Annotated in this window: 12 protein-coding genes; 7 read left to right on the top strand and 5 right to left on the bottom strand. The window is 64.9% G+C overall.

Annotated features, from left to right (window positions below; all coding sequences use genetic code 11):
* The first annotated feature begins 478 nt into the window (after positions 1-478).
* The gene (locus BLS26_RS30515; protein ID WP_092516193.1) at positions 479-1,855 is read left to right on the top strand and encodes a cation-efflux pump; all 1,377 of its coding nucleotides are present in this window, start codon (positions 479-481) and stop codon (positions 1,853-1,855) included.
* 262 nt (positions 1,856-2,117) lie between these two features.
* Positions 2,118-4,412 (top strand): PAS domain-containing sensor histidine kinase, encoded by a 2,295-nt coding sequence (locus tag BLS26_RS30510; protein ID WP_092516192.1) that lies wholly within the window; start codon positions 2,118-2,120, stop codon positions 4,410-4,412.
* Positions 4,413-4,424: 12 nt separating this feature from the next.
* On the opposite strand, the gene BLS26_RS30505 is transcribed toward BLS26_RS30510, so the two are convergent.
* The gene (locus BLS26_RS30505; protein WP_092516191.1) at positions 4,425-5,315 is read right to left on the bottom strand and encodes a LysR family transcriptional regulator; all 891 of its coding nucleotides are present in this window, start codon (positions 5,313-5,315) and stop codon (positions 4,425-4,427) included.
* A 241-nt stretch (positions 5,316-5,556) separates the two neighbouring features.
* On the opposite strand from BLS26_RS30505, the gene BLS26_RS30500 reads away from it, so the two are divergent.
* The 5 genes from BLS26_RS30500 to BLS26_RS30480 are packed head-to-tail and all read left to right on the top strand — an operon-like array spanning position 5,557 to position 11,562.
* Complete coding sequence (locus BLS26_RS30500) at positions 5,557-6,033, top strand: formate dehydrogenase subunit gamma (protein WP_092516190.1); 477 nt, start codon at positions 5,557-5,559, stop codon at positions 6,031-6,033.
* Positions 6,030-7,586, top strand: coding sequence for an NADH-quinone oxidoreductase subunit NuoF (locus tag BLS26_RS30495; protein WP_092516189.1), 1,557 nt, complete (start codon positions 6,030-6,032; stop codon positions 7,584-7,586). Before BLS26_RS30500 ends, BLS26_RS30495 begins: the two co-directional genes overlap by 4 nt.
* 9 nt (positions 7,587-7,595) lie before the next feature.
* A complete protein-coding gene (gene fdhF, locus BLS26_RS30490) occupies positions 7,596-10,484 on the top strand; it encodes a formate dehydrogenase subunit alpha (RefSeq protein ID WP_092516188.1) in 2,889 nt (962 codons plus the stop codon).
* Positions 10,485-10,487: 3 nt separating this feature from the next.
* Complete coding sequence (fdhD, locus tag BLS26_RS30485) at positions 10,488-11,360, top strand: formate dehydrogenase accessory sulfurtransferase FdhD (protein ID WP_092516187.1); 873 nt, start codon at positions 10,488-10,490, stop codon at positions 11,358-11,360.
* On the top strand, positions 11,347-11,562 hold the full coding sequence (locus tag BLS26_RS30480; protein ID WP_092516186.1) for a formate dehydrogenase subunit delta: 216 nt from the start codon (positions 11,347-11,349) through the stop codon (positions 11,560-11,562). The genes fdhD and BLS26_RS30480 overlap by 14 nt, the downstream gene beginning before the upstream one ends.
* Positions 11,563-11,765: 203 nt before the next feature.
* Here BLS26_RS30480 and BLS26_RS30475 read toward each other — a convergent pair whose 3' ends face one another.
* The 4 genes from BLS26_RS30475 to BLS26_RS30460 form a co-directional block, all read right to left on the bottom strand.
* Positions 11,766-14,720, bottom strand: coding sequence for a bifunctional [glutamine synthetase] adenylyltransferase/[glutamine synthetase]-adenylyl-L-tyrosine phosphorylase (locus tag BLS26_RS30475; RefSeq protein ID WP_092516185.1), 2,955 nt, complete (start codon positions 14,718-14,720; stop codon positions 11,766-11,768).
* Entirely contained in the window at positions 14,717-16,183 is a 1,467-nt protein-coding gene (locus BLS26_RS30470) for an ATP-binding protein (RefSeq protein WP_092516184.1), read from the bottom strand. The genes BLS26_RS30475 and BLS26_RS30470 overlap by 4 nt, the downstream gene beginning before the upstream one ends.
* Positions 16,167-16,847 (bottom strand): response regulator transcription factor, encoded by a 681-nt coding sequence (locus tag BLS26_RS30465; protein WP_092516183.1) that lies wholly within the window; start codon positions 16,845-16,847, stop codon positions 16,167-16,169. Before BLS26_RS30465 ends, BLS26_RS30470 begins: the two co-directional genes overlap by 17 nt.
* Before the next feature lie 287 nt (positions 16,848-17,134).
* A complete protein-coding gene (locus BLS26_RS30460; protein WP_092516182.1) occupies positions 17,135-18,739 on the bottom strand; it encodes a Do family serine endopeptidase in 1,605 nt (534 codons plus the stop codon).
* Between the last annotated feature and the right edge of the window lie 102 nt (positions 18,740-18,841).

The raw sequence follows: 18,841 nt of genomic DNA, 5'->3' as shown, positions 1-18,841 counted from the left end.
CGGTGACAAGAACAGAATTCGTCACCGGGGCGAGCTCGGCATAAGCCGTCAAACCATCGCGCAGGGAATGCCGGAGTGTTTCCGCTGAACCTGTATGCTCGTGCGCGCCACTATCTACTTTTCCTGCGTACGAGACCGCGGGGGCAGCGTACGCCCCGGCATTCCCTGCGCCCTCTTCGTTTAGGGCGAAATGAATTTCAACGGCTCGGGCAGAACATGCCGCGAGGGCGAGGAGTCGTATCTATTCCTGTCGTCCCTGCGAACGCAGGGACCCATAGCCACCGGCCGCTCTCGTGCGAAAGGTATTTGCTACCGTGCTTCATCGATGGATCACGCGGTATGGGTCCCTGCGTTCGCAGGGACGACGATGAAGTTTAAACTCGGAACAATTCGCAACACACTGCTTCTGCGAATGAGTAGCGATTGCGTATCCGATCCACGCCTTGATCTTTCACACTCCCCTGCTACACCGCCGCGCATGAGCAGCACCCATTCGACCAAAACCTCCGTCGCCGCGATCTCGATTTTTGCCAGCGCCGGCATGGCCGCCGCAAAATTCGTGGTCGGCATCGCGATCGGCTCGCTGGCGCTGATCTCGGAGGCGCTGCATTCGTCCGTCGACCTGGTCGCGACCATCATCACCTGGATGGTGGTGCGGGTGTCCGACAAGCCCGCCGACGACGAGCACCATTACGGCCATGGCAAGATCGAGAGCCTGTCGGCGCTCGGCGTCATCGCCATGCTCTATGTGCTGGCCGGCGGCATCCTGGTCGCGGCCTATGCGCGGCTGCACGAGGGCACGCCACCGCCGGCGCTCTCAGTGGTTCCGTTCGTGGTGCTGGTCGTGGACATCGCCGTGAATTTCTGGCGGGCGTGGGCGCTACACCGCGCGGCGCGCGCGACAAGAAGCCAGGCGCTCGCCGCCGACGCGCTGCATTTTGCCTCCGACGTGTTCGGCTCGTTCGCCGTCATCATCGGGCTGGCGCTCTCGGGCCTGGGTTACTGGTGGGGCGATGCCGCGGCCGCGATCGGCGTTGCGCTCATCATCTCGCTGCTCGGCCTGCGGCTGGCGCGCTCCACCGTCGAAACCCTGCTCGACCGCGCGCCGGACGGCGCCTCCGAAAAAGCCGCCGCCGCGATCCGCGCGGTACCGGGCGTGGTCGATGTCGAGCGCCTGCGCGTTCGCATGGTCGGCCCGACCCATTTCATCGACGCCATCGCCAAAGTCCCGCGCACCACCCCGATCGACCGCGTCGAGGCGATCAAGCGCGATGCCCAGGCGGCCGTCAGCGAGGCGCTCGGCGACGCCGATCTGACCTTCACCGCCGTGCCGGTCGCGCGCGACAATGAGAGCGTGCGCGAGCGCATCATGGTGATCGCGCGCAATTCCGGCCTCGCCATTCATCATGTCACCGTGCACGACCTCGGCGGCCGGCTGACGGTCTCGATCGACCTCGAGGTCGACGGCGAGATGGAGCTGATGGCCGCGCACGACATCGCCCATGACCTGGAGCGCAGCATCCGCGAGGATTTCGGCGAGGATGTCGAGGTCGACACCCATATCGAGCCGCTGGAGCCGGAACTGCCGCACGGCACCGACGCTCAGCCGGCGCGCGTCGAGGCCGTCAAGGCCGCGCTGACCGGCTTTGCCGCCAATGGCGCCATCCACGACATCCATAATGTGCGGGTGCGCGACACCGATGCCGGCGAGATCGTCAACTTTCACTGCCGCGCCGCGCCACAGATGAGCGTCATCAAGGTGCATGAGGCCGTCGACGAGATCGAACGCGCGCTACGCCGCGCCTTCCCCTCCATCAAGCGCGTCATCAGCCACGCCGAGCCGCCGCGCGGCTAGAGCGTTTTCGAGCGAAGTGGGCACCGGTTCGCGTGAAGAAAACGCGTCAAAACGAAAAGTCTTAACCGTAGTCCTGCGGGGCGTTCCCGTTTCGGACTCAGTTTTGGAATCCCTATTTCGCTTTGGACAAGATTTATTTCAAATTAACGAATCGTTGACTCTCGACAGCCCCGGAAAACTGGATTCAAATCGCTGTGATTCGGAAGCGACGTGGGGTGCTTCCGGACGGCGTGCAGACAAGAAATTGGTGGGGGTCTACAGCATGGCGCGTGCGCATGCGGCGAACGCGTGTGTCCAATCCGATTCGATCAAGGGATTGGCGCAATCGATCGCGAAGCCGGCCTACCATAGACTGCTCACCGCAGAGCCGGCACTGCGCCGCGCCGTGCCCACGCTGATCATTGCCTTCCTGATCACCATCTGTCTCGGCGCCTTCGTGCAGGTGGTGGACCAGAGCCGGCAGAAACGCGCTTCCACCAAGCGCGACATCGCCGCCCTCACCGACCTGCTCGCCGAACGCATCGACCGCCTGGCTTCGGTGCGGCAGGACCGCGCCGCCAACCTCGAGCGGCTGCAGGCGCTGCTGCCCGATCTCGTCCCCGGCTGGGCCGTCGCTGTCGGCCGTCACGTCATCGTCACCGGCGCCGACAACCGCGTGCTGGCCCGCGTCCCCACCGAAGGCCCCGGCGGCAGCGACCGCGTGCTCGATGTGATCAGCACCGCGCAGCTGCTGGCCGCACCCGGCCAGCAGGGCGTCGTCAACGACATGACGCTGCCGAACGGCAACGGCGCGATGGCGATTTCGCTTTTGATCAAGGCGCTGCCCGGCCAGGTCATCGTCATCCAGGAGAAGAACGATCCGCTGTGGGGATCCGACTCCGCGCTCTCGGTCACGCTGTCCGCAACCACGGGGTTCGTGGTGCTGATCCTCGGCTTCGCCTTCCACTGGCAATCGACCCGCGCCCGCGAGGGCGACCTGATCAACGACGCCGTGCGCGGCCGCATCGACACCGCGCTCAACCGCGGCCGCTGCGGCCTGTGGGACTGGGACCTGTCGCGCGGCCGGATATTCTGGTCGCAGTCGATGTTCACCCTGCTCGGCCTCGACTCCCGCAACGACCTGCTGACTTTCGGCGAGGTCAACGCGCTGGTGAAATCCGACGACATCAACCTGTTCGACATCGCCGACCAGTTGATCTCCGGCAAGCTCGACCACATCGACCAGACCTTTCGCATGCAGCACACCGACGGCCACTGGATCTGGCTGCGGGTGCGCTGCGAACTCAGCCAGGCCGCGGCCGATGCCGGCCTGCATCTGATCGGCATCGCCGTCGACATCACCGAACAGAAGAGCCTCGCCGAAAAGACCGTCGAGGCCGACTTGCGGCTGCGCGACGCCATCGAGACCATTCCGGAAGCCTTCGTGCTGTGGGACGCGGAAGACCGGCTGGTACTTTGTAATTCGCACTTCCAGCGCCTGCACAAGCTGCCGGACTCGGCGGTGACGCCGGGCACCTCCTACGAGACCGTGATCGAGGTCGGCAGCATGCCGGAAGTCCGCACCCGGCTGCAGGACGCCGGCATCCACGCACCCGGCGCCCGCACCTTCGAGGCGCAACTCGACGACAGCAGCTGGCTGCACATCTCGGAACGCCGCACCAAGGACGGCGGCTACGTCTCGGTCGGCACCGACATCACCCGGATCAAGGAGCACGAGCAGAAGCTGATCGAGAACGACGGCCGCCTGCGCGCCAACGTGCTCGACCTGAAGAAATCCCAGACCGAGCTGGCCGACCTTGCCGAAAAATACTCGCAGGAGAAGAACCGCGCCGAGGAAGCCAACCAGGCCAAGTCGAAATTCCTCGCCAATATGAGCCACGAACTGCGCACGCCGCTCAACGCCATCATCGGCTTCTCCGAGATCATGGGCTCTGGCATGTTCGGCGTGCTCGGCTCCGACAAGTATCAGGAGTACTGCCACGACATCCTGACTTCGGGAAAATACCTGCTCGAGGTCATCAACGACATCCTCGACATGTCGAAGATCGAGGCCGGCCGCATGAAGCTCGACATGGAGCAGCTCGATCTGTCGAACATCGTGGCGGAGTCGGTGCGGGTGGTCTCCGGCCGCGCCGAGGACAAGCGCCTGACGCTCGACGCCGAACTCGAAAACACCATCGCGCTGGTGGCCGACCGCCGCGCGGTCAAGCAGATCTTCGTCAACCTGCTCTCGAACGCCGTAAAATTCACCCCCGACGACGGCCGCGTCATCGTCCGCAGCCGGGTGCTGACCGATTCCATCGTGCTTGTGATCGCCGACACCGGCATCGGCATCGCCCCGGAATCGCTGCGGCGGCTCGGCAAGCCGTTCGAGCAGGTCGAGAGCCAGCTCACCAAGACCTATCAGGGCTCGGGATTGGGCCTTGCGATCGCGCGGTCGCTGACCCATCTGCACGGCGGCAAGATGCGGCTGCGATCCAAGCTCGGCACCGGCACCGTCGTTCGCATCACCCTGCCGCGCGATCCCACGAAGGCGAAGCTGTCGGTCGCGGCCTGATCCGCTGGCGGCCTACTCCAGCGTCGGCGCCACTTCGCGCGCGACCTGCACCAGCGCAGCGATCAGCGGCGTCATCGGATCGCGCTGCGGGATCACGAGGCCGATGCTGTAGTTAACGACCGGGTCGACGATCGGAATGCTGCGGACGGCATCCGCGAGCCCCAGCGTCTCGGCCAGCTTCGCCGGCATCACGCTGGCCCAGCGCCCGGTCTTGACGTGGGTGTAGAGCACCAGCAGCGAGTTCGACGTCAGCGTCGGAACGGCTTCCGCGCCCACCGATTTGAGCGCGCGGTCGATGATGCGGCGGTTCTGCATGTCCGGCGTCAACAGGCACAGCGGCACCTGCCCGACCTCCTTCCACGTCACCTGCTTGCGGTCGCCGAACATCGCGTCCGGCGCCGTCAACAGCCGGTAGCTTTCGTTGTAGAGCGGAATCGTGCGAACCTTGCCGATCGGCTCGTTCTCGATATAGGTCAGCCCGGCATCGACCTCGAGATTTTCCAACAGCCCCAGCACATCGGCCGAGGTGCAGGAGCGGATTTGAAACTGCACGTCGGGATGTTTGGCGCGGAACGGCGTCGTCAGCGACGCCACCATGCCGAGCACGGTCGGGATCGCGGCAAGCCTGATCTCGCCGGACAGCTTGTCCTTGAGGCCGTTGATCTCCTGCCGCATCGCGCGGGCATCGCCGACGATCCGCCGCGCCCAGTCGAGCGTGCGTTCACCCTCCGGCGTAAAGCCCTGGAAGCGCGAGCCGCGCTGCACCAGCATGACGCCGAGGATTTCCTCGAGCTGCTTGAGGCTGGTTGACATCGTCGGCTGGGTGACGCCGCAGGCCTCGGCGGCCCGGCCGAAGTGCCGCTCCTTGGCCAGCGCCAGCAGAAGTTCAAGCTTGTCGATCAAGAAATGCGCCCCAAAAGTTAACCATGAATCCCACCGTCACAAATAGCACGGCCACAGCTGTGTCCCTATGGCAAAAGCCGCGGCCCAAACGCGCGATTTTGCCGTCATTGCGATTCCATATCGTCCCATTTCAACAGCCTATTGATAGCGTTTCCGTATCGCAGCATGAGACAGCTTTATTGATATCTGGAGCAATTCCAATTCTGATCCGCGGGCCATAACCCTCTGAGTGAGAACGCGGATGACATCGGTCTACGAACCCTGGAACGAGGCGCGCGGCGCCGAGATCATCGCCGAACACGACAAGCTTGAGGGTCCAACGCTGGTGATCCTGCACGCGCTGCAGGAAGCCTTCGGTTACGTCCCCGAGCCCGCGATTCCGATGATCGCGCAGGCGCTCAATTTGTCGCGCGCCGAGATCCACGGCGTATTCACCTTCTATCATGATTTCCGCCACCAGCCCGCCGGCCGCCACGTGCTGAAACTATGTCGCGCCGAGGCGTGTCAGGCTGCAGGTGGTGACGCACTCGCCGCGCGCGCGGAAGCAAAGCTCGGTATTTCACTTGGAAACACCACCGCGGATGCGCGCGTCACGCTGGAGCCGATCTATTGCCTCGGCCTCTGCGCCACTGCGCCGTCGGCCATGCTCGATGGCCGAGTCATCGGACGGCTCGACGAAGTGCGGATCGACGCGCTGGTTGCGGAGGCGCAGCGATGACGATGCGCGTTTTCGTTTCCCGTGATGCCGGCGCGGTTGCCGTCGGCGCCGATGAAGTCGCCCAGGCGCTGGAACAGGCTGCCGGCAAGCGCGGCATCGCCGTCGAGATCGTCCGGACCGGATCACGCGGGCTCTATTGGCTCGAGCCGATGGTCGAGGTCGCAACCTCGGAAGGGCGTGTCGCGTTCGGTCCCGTGACCCCGGCCGAGGCGCTGTCCGTGCTCGACGCCATGGCCGCCGACGGTCCGCACCTGCTGCGACTTGGCGTCGCGGACGAGATTCCCTGGCTCAAGCGCCAGACCCGGCTGACCTTCGCCCGCTGCGGCGTGATCGACCCGCGCTCGGTCGAGGACTACCGCGCCCATGACGGTTACAAGGGCCTCGAACGGGCCTTGACGTTGACCTCGGACGAAATCCTCGCAGATGTCACCGTGTCCGGCCTGCGCGGCCGCGGCGGCGCAGGCTTCCCGACCGGCATCAAGTGGAAAACCGTGGCGCAGACCAGCGCCGACCGCAAATACATCGTCTGCAACGCCGACGAAGGCGACAGCGGCACATTCGCCGACCGCATGATCATGGAAGGCGATCCCTTCGTCGTGATCGAAGGCATGACGATTGCCGGCATCACCGTCGGCGCCACCAAAGGCTACATCTACATCCGCTCGGAATATCCGCATGCCGTAATCGCGATGAACGCCGCGATCGTGGCGGCCAAACGCGCCGGCTATCTCGGCGCGAAGATCGGCGGGTCCTCCCATAGTTTCGATCTCGAAGTCCGGGTCGGCGCCGGCGCCTATGTCTGCGGCGAAGAGACCTCGCTGCTGGAAAGCCTCGAGGGCCGCCGCGGCATCGTTCGCGCCAAGCCGCCGCTGCCCGCCCACAAGGGCCTGTTCGGCCGGCCGACCGTGATCAACAACGTGCTGTCGTTCGCGGCGATCCCCTTCATCCTCGCCGGCGGCGCCCAAGCCTATGCGGATTTCGGCATGGGCCGTTCCCGCGGCACCATGCCGATCCAGCTCGCCGGCAACATCCGATATGGCGGCCTGTTCGAGACCGCCTTCGGCATCACGCTTGGCGAACTCATCGACGATGTCGGCGGCGGCACCTTTACCGGTCGCGAAGTCCGCGCAGTTCAAGTCGGCGGTCCCTTGGGCGCCTATTTCCCCCGTGCGCTGTTCGACACGCCGTTCGACTACGAGGCGTTTGCTGCGCGTGACGGGCTGATCGGACATGGCGGCATCGTCGTGTTTGACGACAGCGTCGACATGGCCAAACAAGCCCGCTTCGCGATGGAATTCTGCGCCGTCGAATCCTGCGGCAAGTGCACGCCGTGCCGGATCGGTTCGACCCGCGGCGTCGAGACCATCGACAAGATCCGCCGCGGCGAACGCGTGGCCGAGAACATCGCCGTGGTCGAAGACCTCTGCAACACCATGAAATTCGGCTCGCTCTGCGCGCTCGGCGGCTTCACGCCCTACCCCGTCTCGAGCGCGCTGAAACACTTCCGGGAAGATTTCGGTCCCGTACCCACCAAACTTCAGGCCGCGGAATAGGAGATCGCCATGTCGCTGATCCAGGAAACCGATTTCGGAACCCCGCGCTCCAAATCCGAGACGATGGTGACGCTCACCATCGACGGCCGGAGCATCACTGTGCCCGAGGGCACCTCGATCATGCGCGCGGCGATGGAAGCCGGGACGCAGATTCCAAAACTCTGCGCCACCGACATGGTCGATGCGTTCGGCTCCTGCCGGTTGTGCCTGATCGAGATCGAAGGCCGCGCCGGCACACCGGCCTCCTGCACCACGCCCGCCATGAACGGCCTCGTGGTCCATACCCAGACCGACCGGCTGAAGAAAATCCGAAAAGGCGTGATGGAGTTGTACATCTCCAACCATCCGCTGGATTGCTTGACCTGCGCCGCCAACGGCGACTGCGAATTGCAGGACATGGCGGGTGCGGTCGGCCTGCGCGACGTCCGTTACGGTTACGAGGGCGAGAACCATGTCTTCGCCAAGACCTTCGATAACAAGGCCGACGGCTGCAGCAATGACAACTGGATGCCGAAGGACGAGTCCAACCCCTACTTCACCTACGATCCCTCGAAATGCATCGTCTGCTCGCGCTGCGTCCGCGCCTGCGAGGAAGTGCAAGGCACCTTCGCGCTGACCATTTCCGGCCGCGGGTTCGACAGCCGCGTCTCGCCCGGCATGAGCGAGAGTTTTCTCGGCTCCGAATGCGTTTCCTGCGGCGCCTGCGTGCAGGCCTGCCCGACCGCGACCTTGACCGAAAAATCCGTCATCGAGATCGGCCAGCCCGAACATTCGGTGGTGACCACCTGCGCCTATTGCGGCGTCGGCTGCACGTTCAAAGCGGAAATGCGCGGCGAGGAAGTCGTGCGCATGGTGCCGTACAAGGACGGCAAGGCCAATCGCGGCCACTCCTGCGTCAAGGGCCGCTTCGCATGGGGCTACACCACCCACAAGGAACGCATTCTCAAGCCGATGATCCGCGAAAACATTGCCGATCCCTGGCGTGAGGTGTCGTGGGACGAAGCGTTCAATTTCGCTGCCGCCAAGTTCAGGGGCATTCAGGCCAAGTATGGCCGTGACGCCATCGGCGGCATCACGTCATCCCGCTGCACCAATGAAGATGTATACGTGGTGCAGAAGCTGATCCGCGGCGGCTTCGGCAACAACAACGTCGATACCTGCGCCCGTGTCTGCCATTCGCCGACCGGCTACGGCCTGTCGACGACGTTCGGCACCTCGGCCGGCACGCAGGATTTCGACTCGGTCGAGCATACCGACGTCGTCATGATCATCGGCGCCAACCCGGCATCGGCCCATCCGGTGTTCGCCTCGCGATTGAAGAAGCGGCTACGTCAGGGCGCCAAGCTGATCGTGGTCGATCCACGCCGCACCGAGATGGTGGAATCGCCGCACGTCAAGGCGCTGCACCTGCCGCTGATGCCCGGCACCAACGTCGCCGTGCTGACCGCGCTGGCGCATGTCATCGTGACCGAAGGTTTGGTGGACGAAGCCTTCGTGCGCGAGCGCTGCGACTGGAGCGAGTTCGAGGAATGGGCGGCCTTCGTCGCCCAGAACAACAACAGCCCCGAAGCCACCGCGATCATGACCGGCGTCGACCCGAAGGATCTTCGGGCAGCCGCACGGCAATTTGCCACCGGCGGCAACGGCGCGATCTATTACGGGCTCGGCGTCACCGAACACAGCCAGGGCTCGACCACGGTGATTGCGATCGCCAACCTCGCGATGGCGACCGGCAATATCGGCCGCCCCGGCGTCGGCGTGAACCCGCTGCGCGGCCAGAACAACGTCCAGGGTTCCTGCGACATGGGCTCGTTCCCGCATGAGCTGCCCGGCTATCGCCACATCTCCGGCGACGCGGTCCGCGACCAGTTCGAGGCGATGTGGAACGTCAAGCTCAACCCGGAGCCGGGCCTGCGCATTCCCAACATGTTCGACGCCGCGATCGAAGGCACTTTTATGGGCCTCTACGTGCAGGGCGAAGACATCCTGCAGTCCGATCCCAACACCAAGCATGTGGTGGCGGCGCTGTCGTCGATGGAATGCGTCATCGTCCACGACCTCTTCCTCAACGAGACCGCGAACTACGCCCACGTCTTCCTGCCGGGTTCGACCTTCCTGGAGAAGGACGGCACCTTCACCAATGCCGAGCGCCGCATCCAGCGCGTCCGCAAGGTGATGAGCCCGCGCAACGGCATGGCCGACTGGGAAGTAACCATCGGCCTCGCCAAGGCGATGGGCTACGACATGCACTACGATCACCCTTCGCAGATCATGGACGAGATCGCCGCACTGACGCCGACCTTCGCCGGCGTCTCCTACGCCAAGCTGGAAGAACTCGGCTCGGTGCAGTGGCCCTGCAACGAGACGGCGCCGGAAGGCACGCCGGTGATGCATATCGGCGGCTTCGTCCGCGGCAAGGGCAAGTTCGTCATCACCGAATACATCCCGACCGACGAACGCACTGGACCGCGCTATCCCCTGTTGCTGACGACGGGGCGCATTCTCAGCCAGTACAATGTCGGCGCGCAGACCCGCCGCACCGAGAACGTGGTCTGGCATGCCGAGGACCGGCTCGAAATCCATCCCCACGACGCTGAGCAGCGCGGGGTGCGCGACGGCGACTGGGTGCGGCTCAAGAGCCGCGCCGGCGAGACCACCTTGCGCGCGGAAATCACCGACCGCGTCGCGCCGGGCGTGGTCTACACCACGTTCCACCACCCGGACACGCAAGCCAACGTCATCACCACGGAGTATTCCGACTGGGCCACCAACTGTCCGGAATACAAGGTGACCGCGGTGGAGATTTCGCCCTCCAACGGCCCGTCCGACTGGCAGAAGGCCTATGACGAGCAGGCCCGTCACTCCCGCCGGATCGCGCCGGCGGAAGCTGCGGAGTAACGGATGCCCGGACCTATCCATACCGCCGATCGAACCGTTTGGCGCCAAGGCAGCCTTGATCAAGGTAGCTTTGGCGACGGCACGCGCCAGATCCCGGAGGAGACCGCGCTGGCGCTGACCTACAATGGCGGCACCTATGCCGTGATGATGGGAACGCCGCAGAACCTGCGGGATTTTGCGATCGGCTTCAGCCTCAGCGAGGGCATCGTGCAGTCCGCCGACGAGATCGACTCCGTCGATATCGTCGAACTCGACGACGGCATCGAGTTGCGGATGTGGCTGGCGTCGTCGAAAGCAGAGCATCTCAGCGAACGACGCCGCCATATCGCCGGCCCGACCGGCTGCGGCATCTGCGGCATCGATTCCATCGCCGAGGCGGTTCGGCCTGCGGCGGTGGTTACCGGTGGTCGTTCGTTTTCGCCGCGGGAGATCATGACCGCGATGGCCGGCATTGCGCCGCTGCAGGCGATCAACATCGAAACCCGCGCGGTGCATGCCGCCGCGTTCTGGACACCGGCGCGCGGCATCGTCGCCTTGCGCGAGGACGTCGGCCGCCACAATGCGCTCGACAAGCTCGCCGGCGCGCTGGCGCAGGACAAGGTCGTGGCCGGCGACGGCATGGTGCTGTTGACCAGCCGGGTCTCGGTCGAGATGGTGCAAAAGACGGCTGCCATCGGCGCCCCGCTGATGGTCGCGGTATCGGCGCCGACCGCCCTCGCGGTCCGGATGGCGGATGCCGCCGGCATCACGCTCGCGGCCATCGCACGGTCGGATGGATTTGAAATCTTCACGCACCCGGAGCGGATCACGGGAAACGAAGAAAAAGCGCCCAAACTCAAGACCGGCGCCAGCGGAGCCATTCATGTCGTCGCCTGACCGATTGATCTACATGGCCAACCAGATCGGCTGGTTCTTCCGGAGCCAGGGCCATGACAAGGCGGTGCCGGGTATCGCCGAGCACATCAAAAAGTTCTGGGACCCCCGGATGCGCAAGCAGATCTTCGCGCATCTCGACAGCGGCGGCGCCGGCCTCGATCCCAACGTGCGCGATGCGCTGCAAACGCTGAAGCAGGCGTAGCGGACGAGTAACCGTCTCTCCGCCGTCATTGCGAGCGAAGCGAAGCAATCCATTTCGCGGCACGAAGAAAGAATGGATTGCTTCGTCGCTACGCTCCTCGCAATGACGTTGAGAGGTTGTAGGGCGGATTAGCGATAGCGTAATCCGCCGCAACCTGGATGGTGGGTTACGCTTCGCTAACCCACCCTACGAAGTCCACGCACTCATCCAACAATTTCCAGAAACACCCGCCGCACCTCGGCCTGGGTTTCCCGTATGCGCGCTTCCAGCGTCGAGAAATCGGGCGTGTCGCCGGCGCGCGCCATGACGCGCTGCAGGTTTTCGCCCGCGGTTTCCGGATTGAATTTCCCGGTGACGCACAGCCGCAGGATCTGCGTCAGGTCGTGATAGAGCCTTGTTGCCGAGCGCAGGATCTCGACCTCGGATTGCGGCAGCACGCCGAGGCGTGCGGCGTTATCGAGCACCTGCAACGTCGAGACGCTGAGGATTTCCGGTTTGGCCGCGGCATGAACCAGCTGCAAATATTGCGCGATGAAATCGATATCGACGAGGCCGCCGGCGGCCAGCTTCAAATCCCAGACGTCGTCCTCGCCCTTCTCCAGCGCGATCGCCCGGCGCATGTCGGCGACGTCGCCGGCGGTGCTGGCGGCATCGCGCGGTCGCGTCAGCACGCCGCGAATGACGTCCTCGATCTTCCTGCGAAACGCCGGCGAAGACGAGATCACCCGTGCCCGCGTCAGCGCCATGTGCTCCCAGGTCCAGGCCTCGCGATCCTGATAGTCGGCAAAGGAATCGATCCGTGAGGCCACCGGCCCGGCACGGCCCGACGGCCGCAACCGCATGTCGACGTCATAGAGCACGCCGTAATTGGTCCGCGTCGTGAAGGCCGAGATCAGGCGCTGGGTGAAGCGGGCGAAATATTGCGCGCCGTGCAGCGAACGTTCGCCGTCGGAATCCGGATTCTCCTCGTCGAAATCATAGAGCAGGATCAGATCGAGATCGGAGGAGGCCGTCATCTCGCGGCTGCCGAGCCGGCCCATCGCCAGGATCGCTGTCTCCTGCCCCTTGATCCGGCCGTGCTGGGCCGCGAAGCGGTCGCTGACCAGGCCATGCACGGTGTGGACGATGCCTTCCGCGACATCGGCAAAGGCGACGCTGGCCTGCTGCGCGGACACGGTGCCGGAAAGAATGCGCGTGCCGATCAGGAACAGGCTCTCCTGCCCGAACAGCCGCAAGCGATCGAGAAAGTCTTCGTAGGAATCCGCGTCCTTCAGGGTCATCGCCAGCCGCGCCGACAATTCCTTCTGGTCCGGCATCGCGCCGAAAAAACGCGGATCGATCAACCCGTCCATGATCTGCGGCTGGCGCGCCAGCATGTCGCCGAGTCGCGGCGCCGCGCCGAGGATCAGCGCCACCAGCGCCACCAGATCGCGGTTCTGGCTCAGAAGCGAAATCAGCCGTCCGCCGCGTTGCAGCGCTCCGAGGAAACGGTCGAACGCCGTCACGGCGTCATCGGGGTCTTCGGCATGCGCGAGGCCGTCGATCAGGCCGGGAACGAATTCGATGAACGCGTTCCTGGTGACCTCACCGCGGAGCACGCGATAATCGCCCGCCATCCATCGCTGCACGGTCTTCGCCACCATGACGGGCTTCTTGAAGCCGAGCGTGGCCAGATGCGCGAGCAGCCGCGGATCATCGGGGCCGCCGCTGTAGTCGACGTCGGGCAATTTCGCCGTACCGGTCGGATCGCCCTCGAACAGCTTGCTGTAATGGCCCTGCACTGTCTTGAGGTGACCGAGCAGGTCCTTCGCAAAGGAAGCGCGGCTGTCATAGCCGAAGAAGTTCGCAAAGCGCTCCACGGCCCCGGGCTCGTCGGGCAAGGCATGGGTCTGCTCGTCGGCGATCATCTGCAGCCGGTGCTCGACCCGGCGCAGGAACTCGTAAGCCGCGGTCAGTTCGTGGCAGGCATCGAAGGTGATCCAGTTGCTGTTCGCCAGCACGTTCAACGCCAACAGCGTCGGCCGCACCCGCAATTCCGGATGGCGACCGCCGGCGATCAATTGCTGGGTCTGCGCAAAAAACTCGATCTCGCGGATGCCGCCGCGGCCAACCTTGACGTTGTGGCCTTCGACCGCGATCTCGCTCTGGCCGCGATAGGTCTGCATCTGCCGCTTCATGTCGTGGACGTCGGCGAGCGCCGCGAAATCCAGATGCTTGCGCCAGACGAACGGGGAAAGTTCCGAGACCAGTGCCTCGCCGGCTCTGGCGTCGCCGGCGCAGGGCCGCGCCTTGATCATCGCCGCGCGTTCCCAGGTCCGCCCTTCCCGCTCGTAGTAATGCAGCGCCGCGTCGATCGACATCGCCACCTGCGTCGAGGCCGGATCGGGCCGCAGGCGCAAATCGACGCGGAACACATAGCCGTCGCCCGAGCGTTGTTGCAGCAGCCGTGCCAGCGCCTGCGTCACCCGGACGAAGAACGGCGCCGGCTCGATGTCCGGGACCAGCGACGTGGCGGCGGGATCGAAAAACACGATCAGGTCGATGTCGCTGGAATAGTTCAGTTCGCCCGCGCCCATCTTGCCCATCGCAAGCACGATCAGCCCAGAACCTTCCTCGGGCCGGTCGAGATTCGCCGCCGTCATCCGGCCGCGCCCGACCTCCTGGCGCAGCAGGAAGCGCAGCGCCGTCTGTACTGAGGCCACCGCCAGATCGGTCAGCGCCGCGGTCACCCGCATCACCGGCCAGACCCCGCCGATGTCGCACAGCGCGATCATCAAGGCGGCTTCCGCCTTCATCCGGCGAAGCAGATGCATGACGTCGGTCTCGCCGCTGGCGGCGAGCACGTCCCGCGAGGCGTTCTCGATCAGGGATGCGAGGTGCGACTCCGGGTCGCATGCCAGCACGCGGATCAGGCGCGCGGCGTCAGCGCGGATCAGGTCGAACAGATAAGGCGAGAATTCCGCGATCCCGAGCAGGATGCGCTTCGCGTGCGGGTGGTCCAGCCACGCATCGATCGCAGCCGATTGCTCCGGCTCGATTTCGGCGAGCCAGTCTTTCAGGCGTTGTTCGGCATTGTGTGAGGCGGAGACATGCGGCGCGGCCGCGAATCGCGCGGCCAACCGATGCTCTTCCGCGTTTCCCGGCGCGGGTGAGTTCATGCCACCTTCTGTGACACATCCTGCGTTTGAGCCGCAAGCCTCTCACTGGAAACGGAAAGTGCCGGAATCACCAGCGTCGCGGTCAGGCCGGGATGCGAATCGCCGAGCCTGAGTTCACCGCCGTGCAGCGTCGCCACGGCCGACGCCAGGCTCAGGCCAAGGCCGGAGCCCGGCAGCGTCCGGCTGGTTTCCAGCCGGACAAATCGTTCCACCGCATGCTTGCGATCGCCTTCCGGAATCCCGGGGCCGTGGTCGCTGACGCTGAGCAGAACGGAATCGCCCTCGCGCCGCGCCTCGATCAGGATCTCCCGGCTGCGTGCGGCAGCCGCAGCGTCGAGCGGCTGCACCACCGGCGACGGCTTGCCGTATTTGATCGCGTTCTCGACCAGGTTGGCCAGCGCCTGGCTGATCAGCTCACGGTTGCCGTGCAGCCGCACCGGCGCGGTCTTGACGTGCAAGGTCATGCCATCGTCTTCGGCCAGCGGCTCGTAGAGTTCGTGGATGCCGTTGGCGACGTCGGCGGCGTCGAAATCGTCCATATTGCCCCGCGCCTGTCCGGACTCGGCCCGCGCAATCATCAACAGCGCGTTGAAGGTACGAATGAGCCCGTCGGATTCCTCGATGGTCCGCTCCAGCGCCGCGCGGTACTCGGCCTCGCTACCCGAACTCGCCAACGCCTCCTCGGCGCGGTTGCGCAGCCGCGTCAGCGGCGTCTTCAGATCGTGGGCGATGTTGTCGGAAACTTCCTTGAGGCCGATCATCAAGGCCTCGATGCGCTCCAGCATGGCGTTGAGGTTTTCGGCAAGGCGATCGAGCTCGTCACCGCTGCGCCCGACCGGCAGACGACCGGAGAGATCGCCGGCCATGATGCGCTGGGTGGTGCCGGTCATGGCATCGATCCGCTGCAGCACCCGCCGCGCCACGAAGATGCCGCCGCCGATGCCGAGCACAATGACGACCAGCAGCGACCATTGCGCGGCATGAGCGACGATCCCGAACAACCGCCGCCGCTCCTCGAGATCGCGCCCGACCAGCAGCCGAAAACCGTTGTCCAACTGGGTAACGTAGACCAGTGCGCGGTGGTCGCCGGTGTCCTGGTCGTCGAGCCTTCGATAGGCGGTCTCGGACCAGCCGGTCGAGCCCATCACACCCGGGGCCAATGAGGCGACATTGCCGCCGAGCGCGGTCCCGGTCGGTGTGGTGATAAGATAGAGGTTGGCGCCGGGCCGCAGCGAGCGGTTGCGGATGGTGCCGTCAAGGCCGCGCAGACCGCGGCGGTTGTAGATGTTGTTGATCTCGGCGATTTCGCCGTTCACCGTGGTGGTGATCTGCTCGGTGATCAGCCGCCGCGTATTCCAGGCGAAATAGCCCAGCAGCGACGCGGCAAACAGCGCAAACAGGAACAGATAGACCAGCGTCAGCCGGAACGCCGTGGTGCGGATCAGTTTACCGAAGGCCGTCACGGATCATGTATCCGGCGCCACGGATCGTATGCAGCAAGGGCCGTTCAAAGCCCTTGTCGATCTTGGAACGCAACCGTGAGATATGGACGTCGATGACGTTGGTCTGCGGATCGAAGTGATAGTCCCAGACGTTTTCCAGCAGCATGGTGCGGGTCACCACCTGGCCGGCGTGCTTCATCAGATATTCGAGCAGGCGGAATTCGCGGGGCTGCAGCGTCAGTTCGTCCTTGCCGCGCGCGACACGATGGGAGAGCCGATCGAGTTCGAGATCGCCGACCCGGTAGGTGGTCTCTTCGGCCGGACCGCCATGGCGGCGCGACAGCACTTCGACGCGGGCCAGAAGTTCGGCGAATGAATAGGGTTTTGGCAGATAATCGTCGCCACCGGCGCGCAGGCCCTTGATGCGGTCGTCGACCTGGCCGAGCGCCGAGAGAATCAGCACCGGGGTGCGGTTGCCCTTGTCGCGCAGCGTGCCGATGACGGACAGGCCGTCGCGCTTGGGCAGCATGCGGTCGACCACCAGCACGTCGTAATCGCCGCCATCGGCCATCGACAGGCCTTCCTCGCCGTCGCTGGCGAGATCGGCGACATGCCCGACCTCACGGAACGCCTTGACCAGATAGTCGGCGGACTCGCGGTCGTCTTCGATGATCAACAGGCGCATTTCGGGGGCAGTTGCGGTCACAGGAATGGACTTTCTCTCACCATGGCGCGGGCAGCCCAGCGATGCAAGGCGACCCGGTGCACTCTCGATTAAGTGAAAAAAATGCAGGAAAAAGGCGGGCGAAAAAGCGGGCGGCGGAGCTGGGGGACTCCGCCGCCCCTAGACCCTTCCGACGGAGGGGGGCGTATTCCATCGAAAGGGAGCCAGTGGGAGCGAGCTTTTGACCCGCTCCCCGGAAGGAGCCGTCGGCGGGGGCGACAATGCCGGCGAAACCTTCCATCTCGTATTTAACCCTTGGCCAGCGGCACTGCCACGAACCGCGACGAACCGCCGCTCTTCACGCGCATCAGCACGCTGTTCTTGTTGTCGGCGCGCGCGGCGTTGATCGCCTCGCGGACGTCACCGGCATTGGTGACGCTCTTGCCGGCGACTTCCAGAATCACGTCGCCTTCCTTGAAGCCGCGTTCGGCGGCCGCGCTCTTCGGGTCGACCTCGGTGACCACGACGCCATCCTTGCCGGCGCCGGCAACGCTATTGGCCGGAGCCACCGTCATGCCGAGCTTCGGCACGTCGGCACCCTTGATCGCGCTGCCGCCATCGTCCTTGCCGATGTCGGCCTTGGCCTCGATCGTGTTCGGCAACTGGCCGAGCGTCAGGTTGATGACCTTGTCCTGGCCCTTGTGCACGACGTTGAGCTTGACGGCATTGCCGGGCGCGAGGCCACCGATGGTGCGGGCGAGTTCGCGGGCATCCTTGACCGGCTCGCCGTTGACGCTGGTGATGACGTCACCGGATTCGATGCCGGCCTTGGCCGCCGGACCGTTGGCTTGCGGTTCCGCCACGAGCGCGCCTTCCGCCTTCTTCAGGCCGAGGCTGTCGGCGATATCAGCGGTCACCGGCTGGATCTGGACGCCGATCCAGCCGCGGCTGACCGTACCCTTGTCCTTGAGCTGGGCAATCACGCTCTTCACCGTCGAAGCGGGAATCGAGAACGCGATGCCGACGCTGCCGCCGGACGGCGAATAGATCGCGGTGTTGACGCCCATCACCTCGCCCGACACGTCGAACGCCGGACCACCCGAGTTGCCCTTGTTCACGGGCGCGTCGATCTGGATGAAGTCGTCATAGGGACCGTTGCCGATGTCGCGGCCGGATGCCGAGACGATGCCAGCCGTCACCGTGCCGCCGAGGCCGAACGGGTTGCCGACCGCGAGCACCCAGTCGCCGATTCGCGGCTTGGTGTCGGAAAGTTTGGCGAACGGGAAGTCGGTGCGACCCTCGACCTTGATCAGCGCGACGTCGGTGCGGGGATCGGTGCCGATCACCTTCGCGGTATAGGTCTTGCCTTCGTCGGTCGTGACCTCGACCTTGTCGGCGCCATCGACCACGTGATTGTTGGTCACCGCATAGCCGTCAGCCGAGATGAAGAAGCCGGAACCCTGGCCGGTCACGGCGCCACGAGGGCCACCGCCGCGCGGTCCACCGCGCATACCGGGCGGCAGCCCATCCGGACCGCCGAAGCGACGGAAGAAGCGCTCCATCGGCGAGCCCGGCTGGAACGGCGAATCTTCGTCCTTGTTGGCGCTGTCGTCCTTGCTCGCGACCTTCTCGTTGATGTTGACCTTGACCGAAATCACCGACGGCTTCACGCGCTCGACGATGTCGGCGAAGCCGACCGGCTGCGCGACCTTGCGCACCTCATTGTTGACCTGCGCGTGGGCTGCGGTGCTGAACACATCAACCGGACCCTGCGACGGCGAGAGGCCGTAAACGGCAACGCCGAGGCCGGCGACAACGGAAGCCATCAGCGCGAACTTGCGCGCCGAAAACAGCGCGCGCCGCGGGGCCTGATAGGACGGAAGCGAGGAAAGATCGATGGGACGTTCGGTCATTGCTTGAAATCTCCAGATCCAGAAATCGACGGTGCGGGGGGCATGGGCACCTGACAGGACTGAAGATGGGGTTTGCCGCCTTACCGCGCGCTGGCTAGGGAG

It is taken from the genome of Afipia sp. GAS231, from assembly GCF_900103365.1.
GTDB lineage: Bacteria > Pseudomonadota > Alphaproteobacteria > Rhizobiales > Xanthobacteraceae > Bradyrhizobium.
Note: the sequence above shows the minus strand (reverse complement) of the source record. Positions and strands in the feature narration are given on the sequence as shown.

Excerpts from the sequence above, each read along its gene's own strand:
- BLS26_RS30480 (WP_092516186.1), top strand. The coding sequence starts at position 11,347 with ATGTCGTCGCCTGACCGATTGATCTACATGGCCAACCAGATCGGCTGG.
- BLS26_RS30500 (WP_092516190.1), top strand. The coding sequence starts at position 5,557 with ATGACATCGGTCTACGAACCCTGGAACGAGGCGCGCGGCGCCGAGATC.
- BLS26_RS30515 (WP_092516193.1), top strand. The coding sequence starts at position 479 with ATGAGCAGCACCCATTCGACCAAAACCTCCGTCGCCGCGATCTCGATT.
- BLS26_RS30475 (WP_092516185.1), bottom strand. The coding sequence starts at position 14,720 with ATGAACTCACCCGCGCCGGGAAACGCGGAAGAGCATCGGTTGGCCGCG.
- BLS26_RS30465 (WP_092516183.1), bottom strand. The coding sequence starts at position 16,847 with ATGCGCCTGTTGATCATCGAAGACGACCGCGAGTCCGCCGACTATCTG.
- BLS26_RS30495 (WP_092516189.1), top strand. The coding sequence starts at position 6,030 with ATGACGATGCGCGTTTTCGTTTCCCGTGATGCCGGCGCGGTTGCCGTC.
- fdhF (WP_092516188.1), top strand. The coding sequence starts at position 7,596 with ATGTCGCTGATCCAGGAAACCGATTTCGGAACCCCGCGCTCCAAATCC.
- BLS26_RS30510 (WP_092516192.1), top strand. The coding sequence starts at position 2,118 with ATGGCGCGTGCGCATGCGGCGAACGCGTGTGTCCAATCCGATTCGATC.
- BLS26_RS30460 (WP_092516182.1), bottom strand. The coding sequence starts at position 18,739 with ATGACCGAACGTCCCATCGATCTTTCCTCGCTTCCGTCCTATCAGGCC.
- fdhD (WP_092516187.1), top strand. The coding sequence starts at position 10,488 with ATGCCCGGACCTATCCATACCGCCGATCGAACCGTTTGGCGCCAAGGC.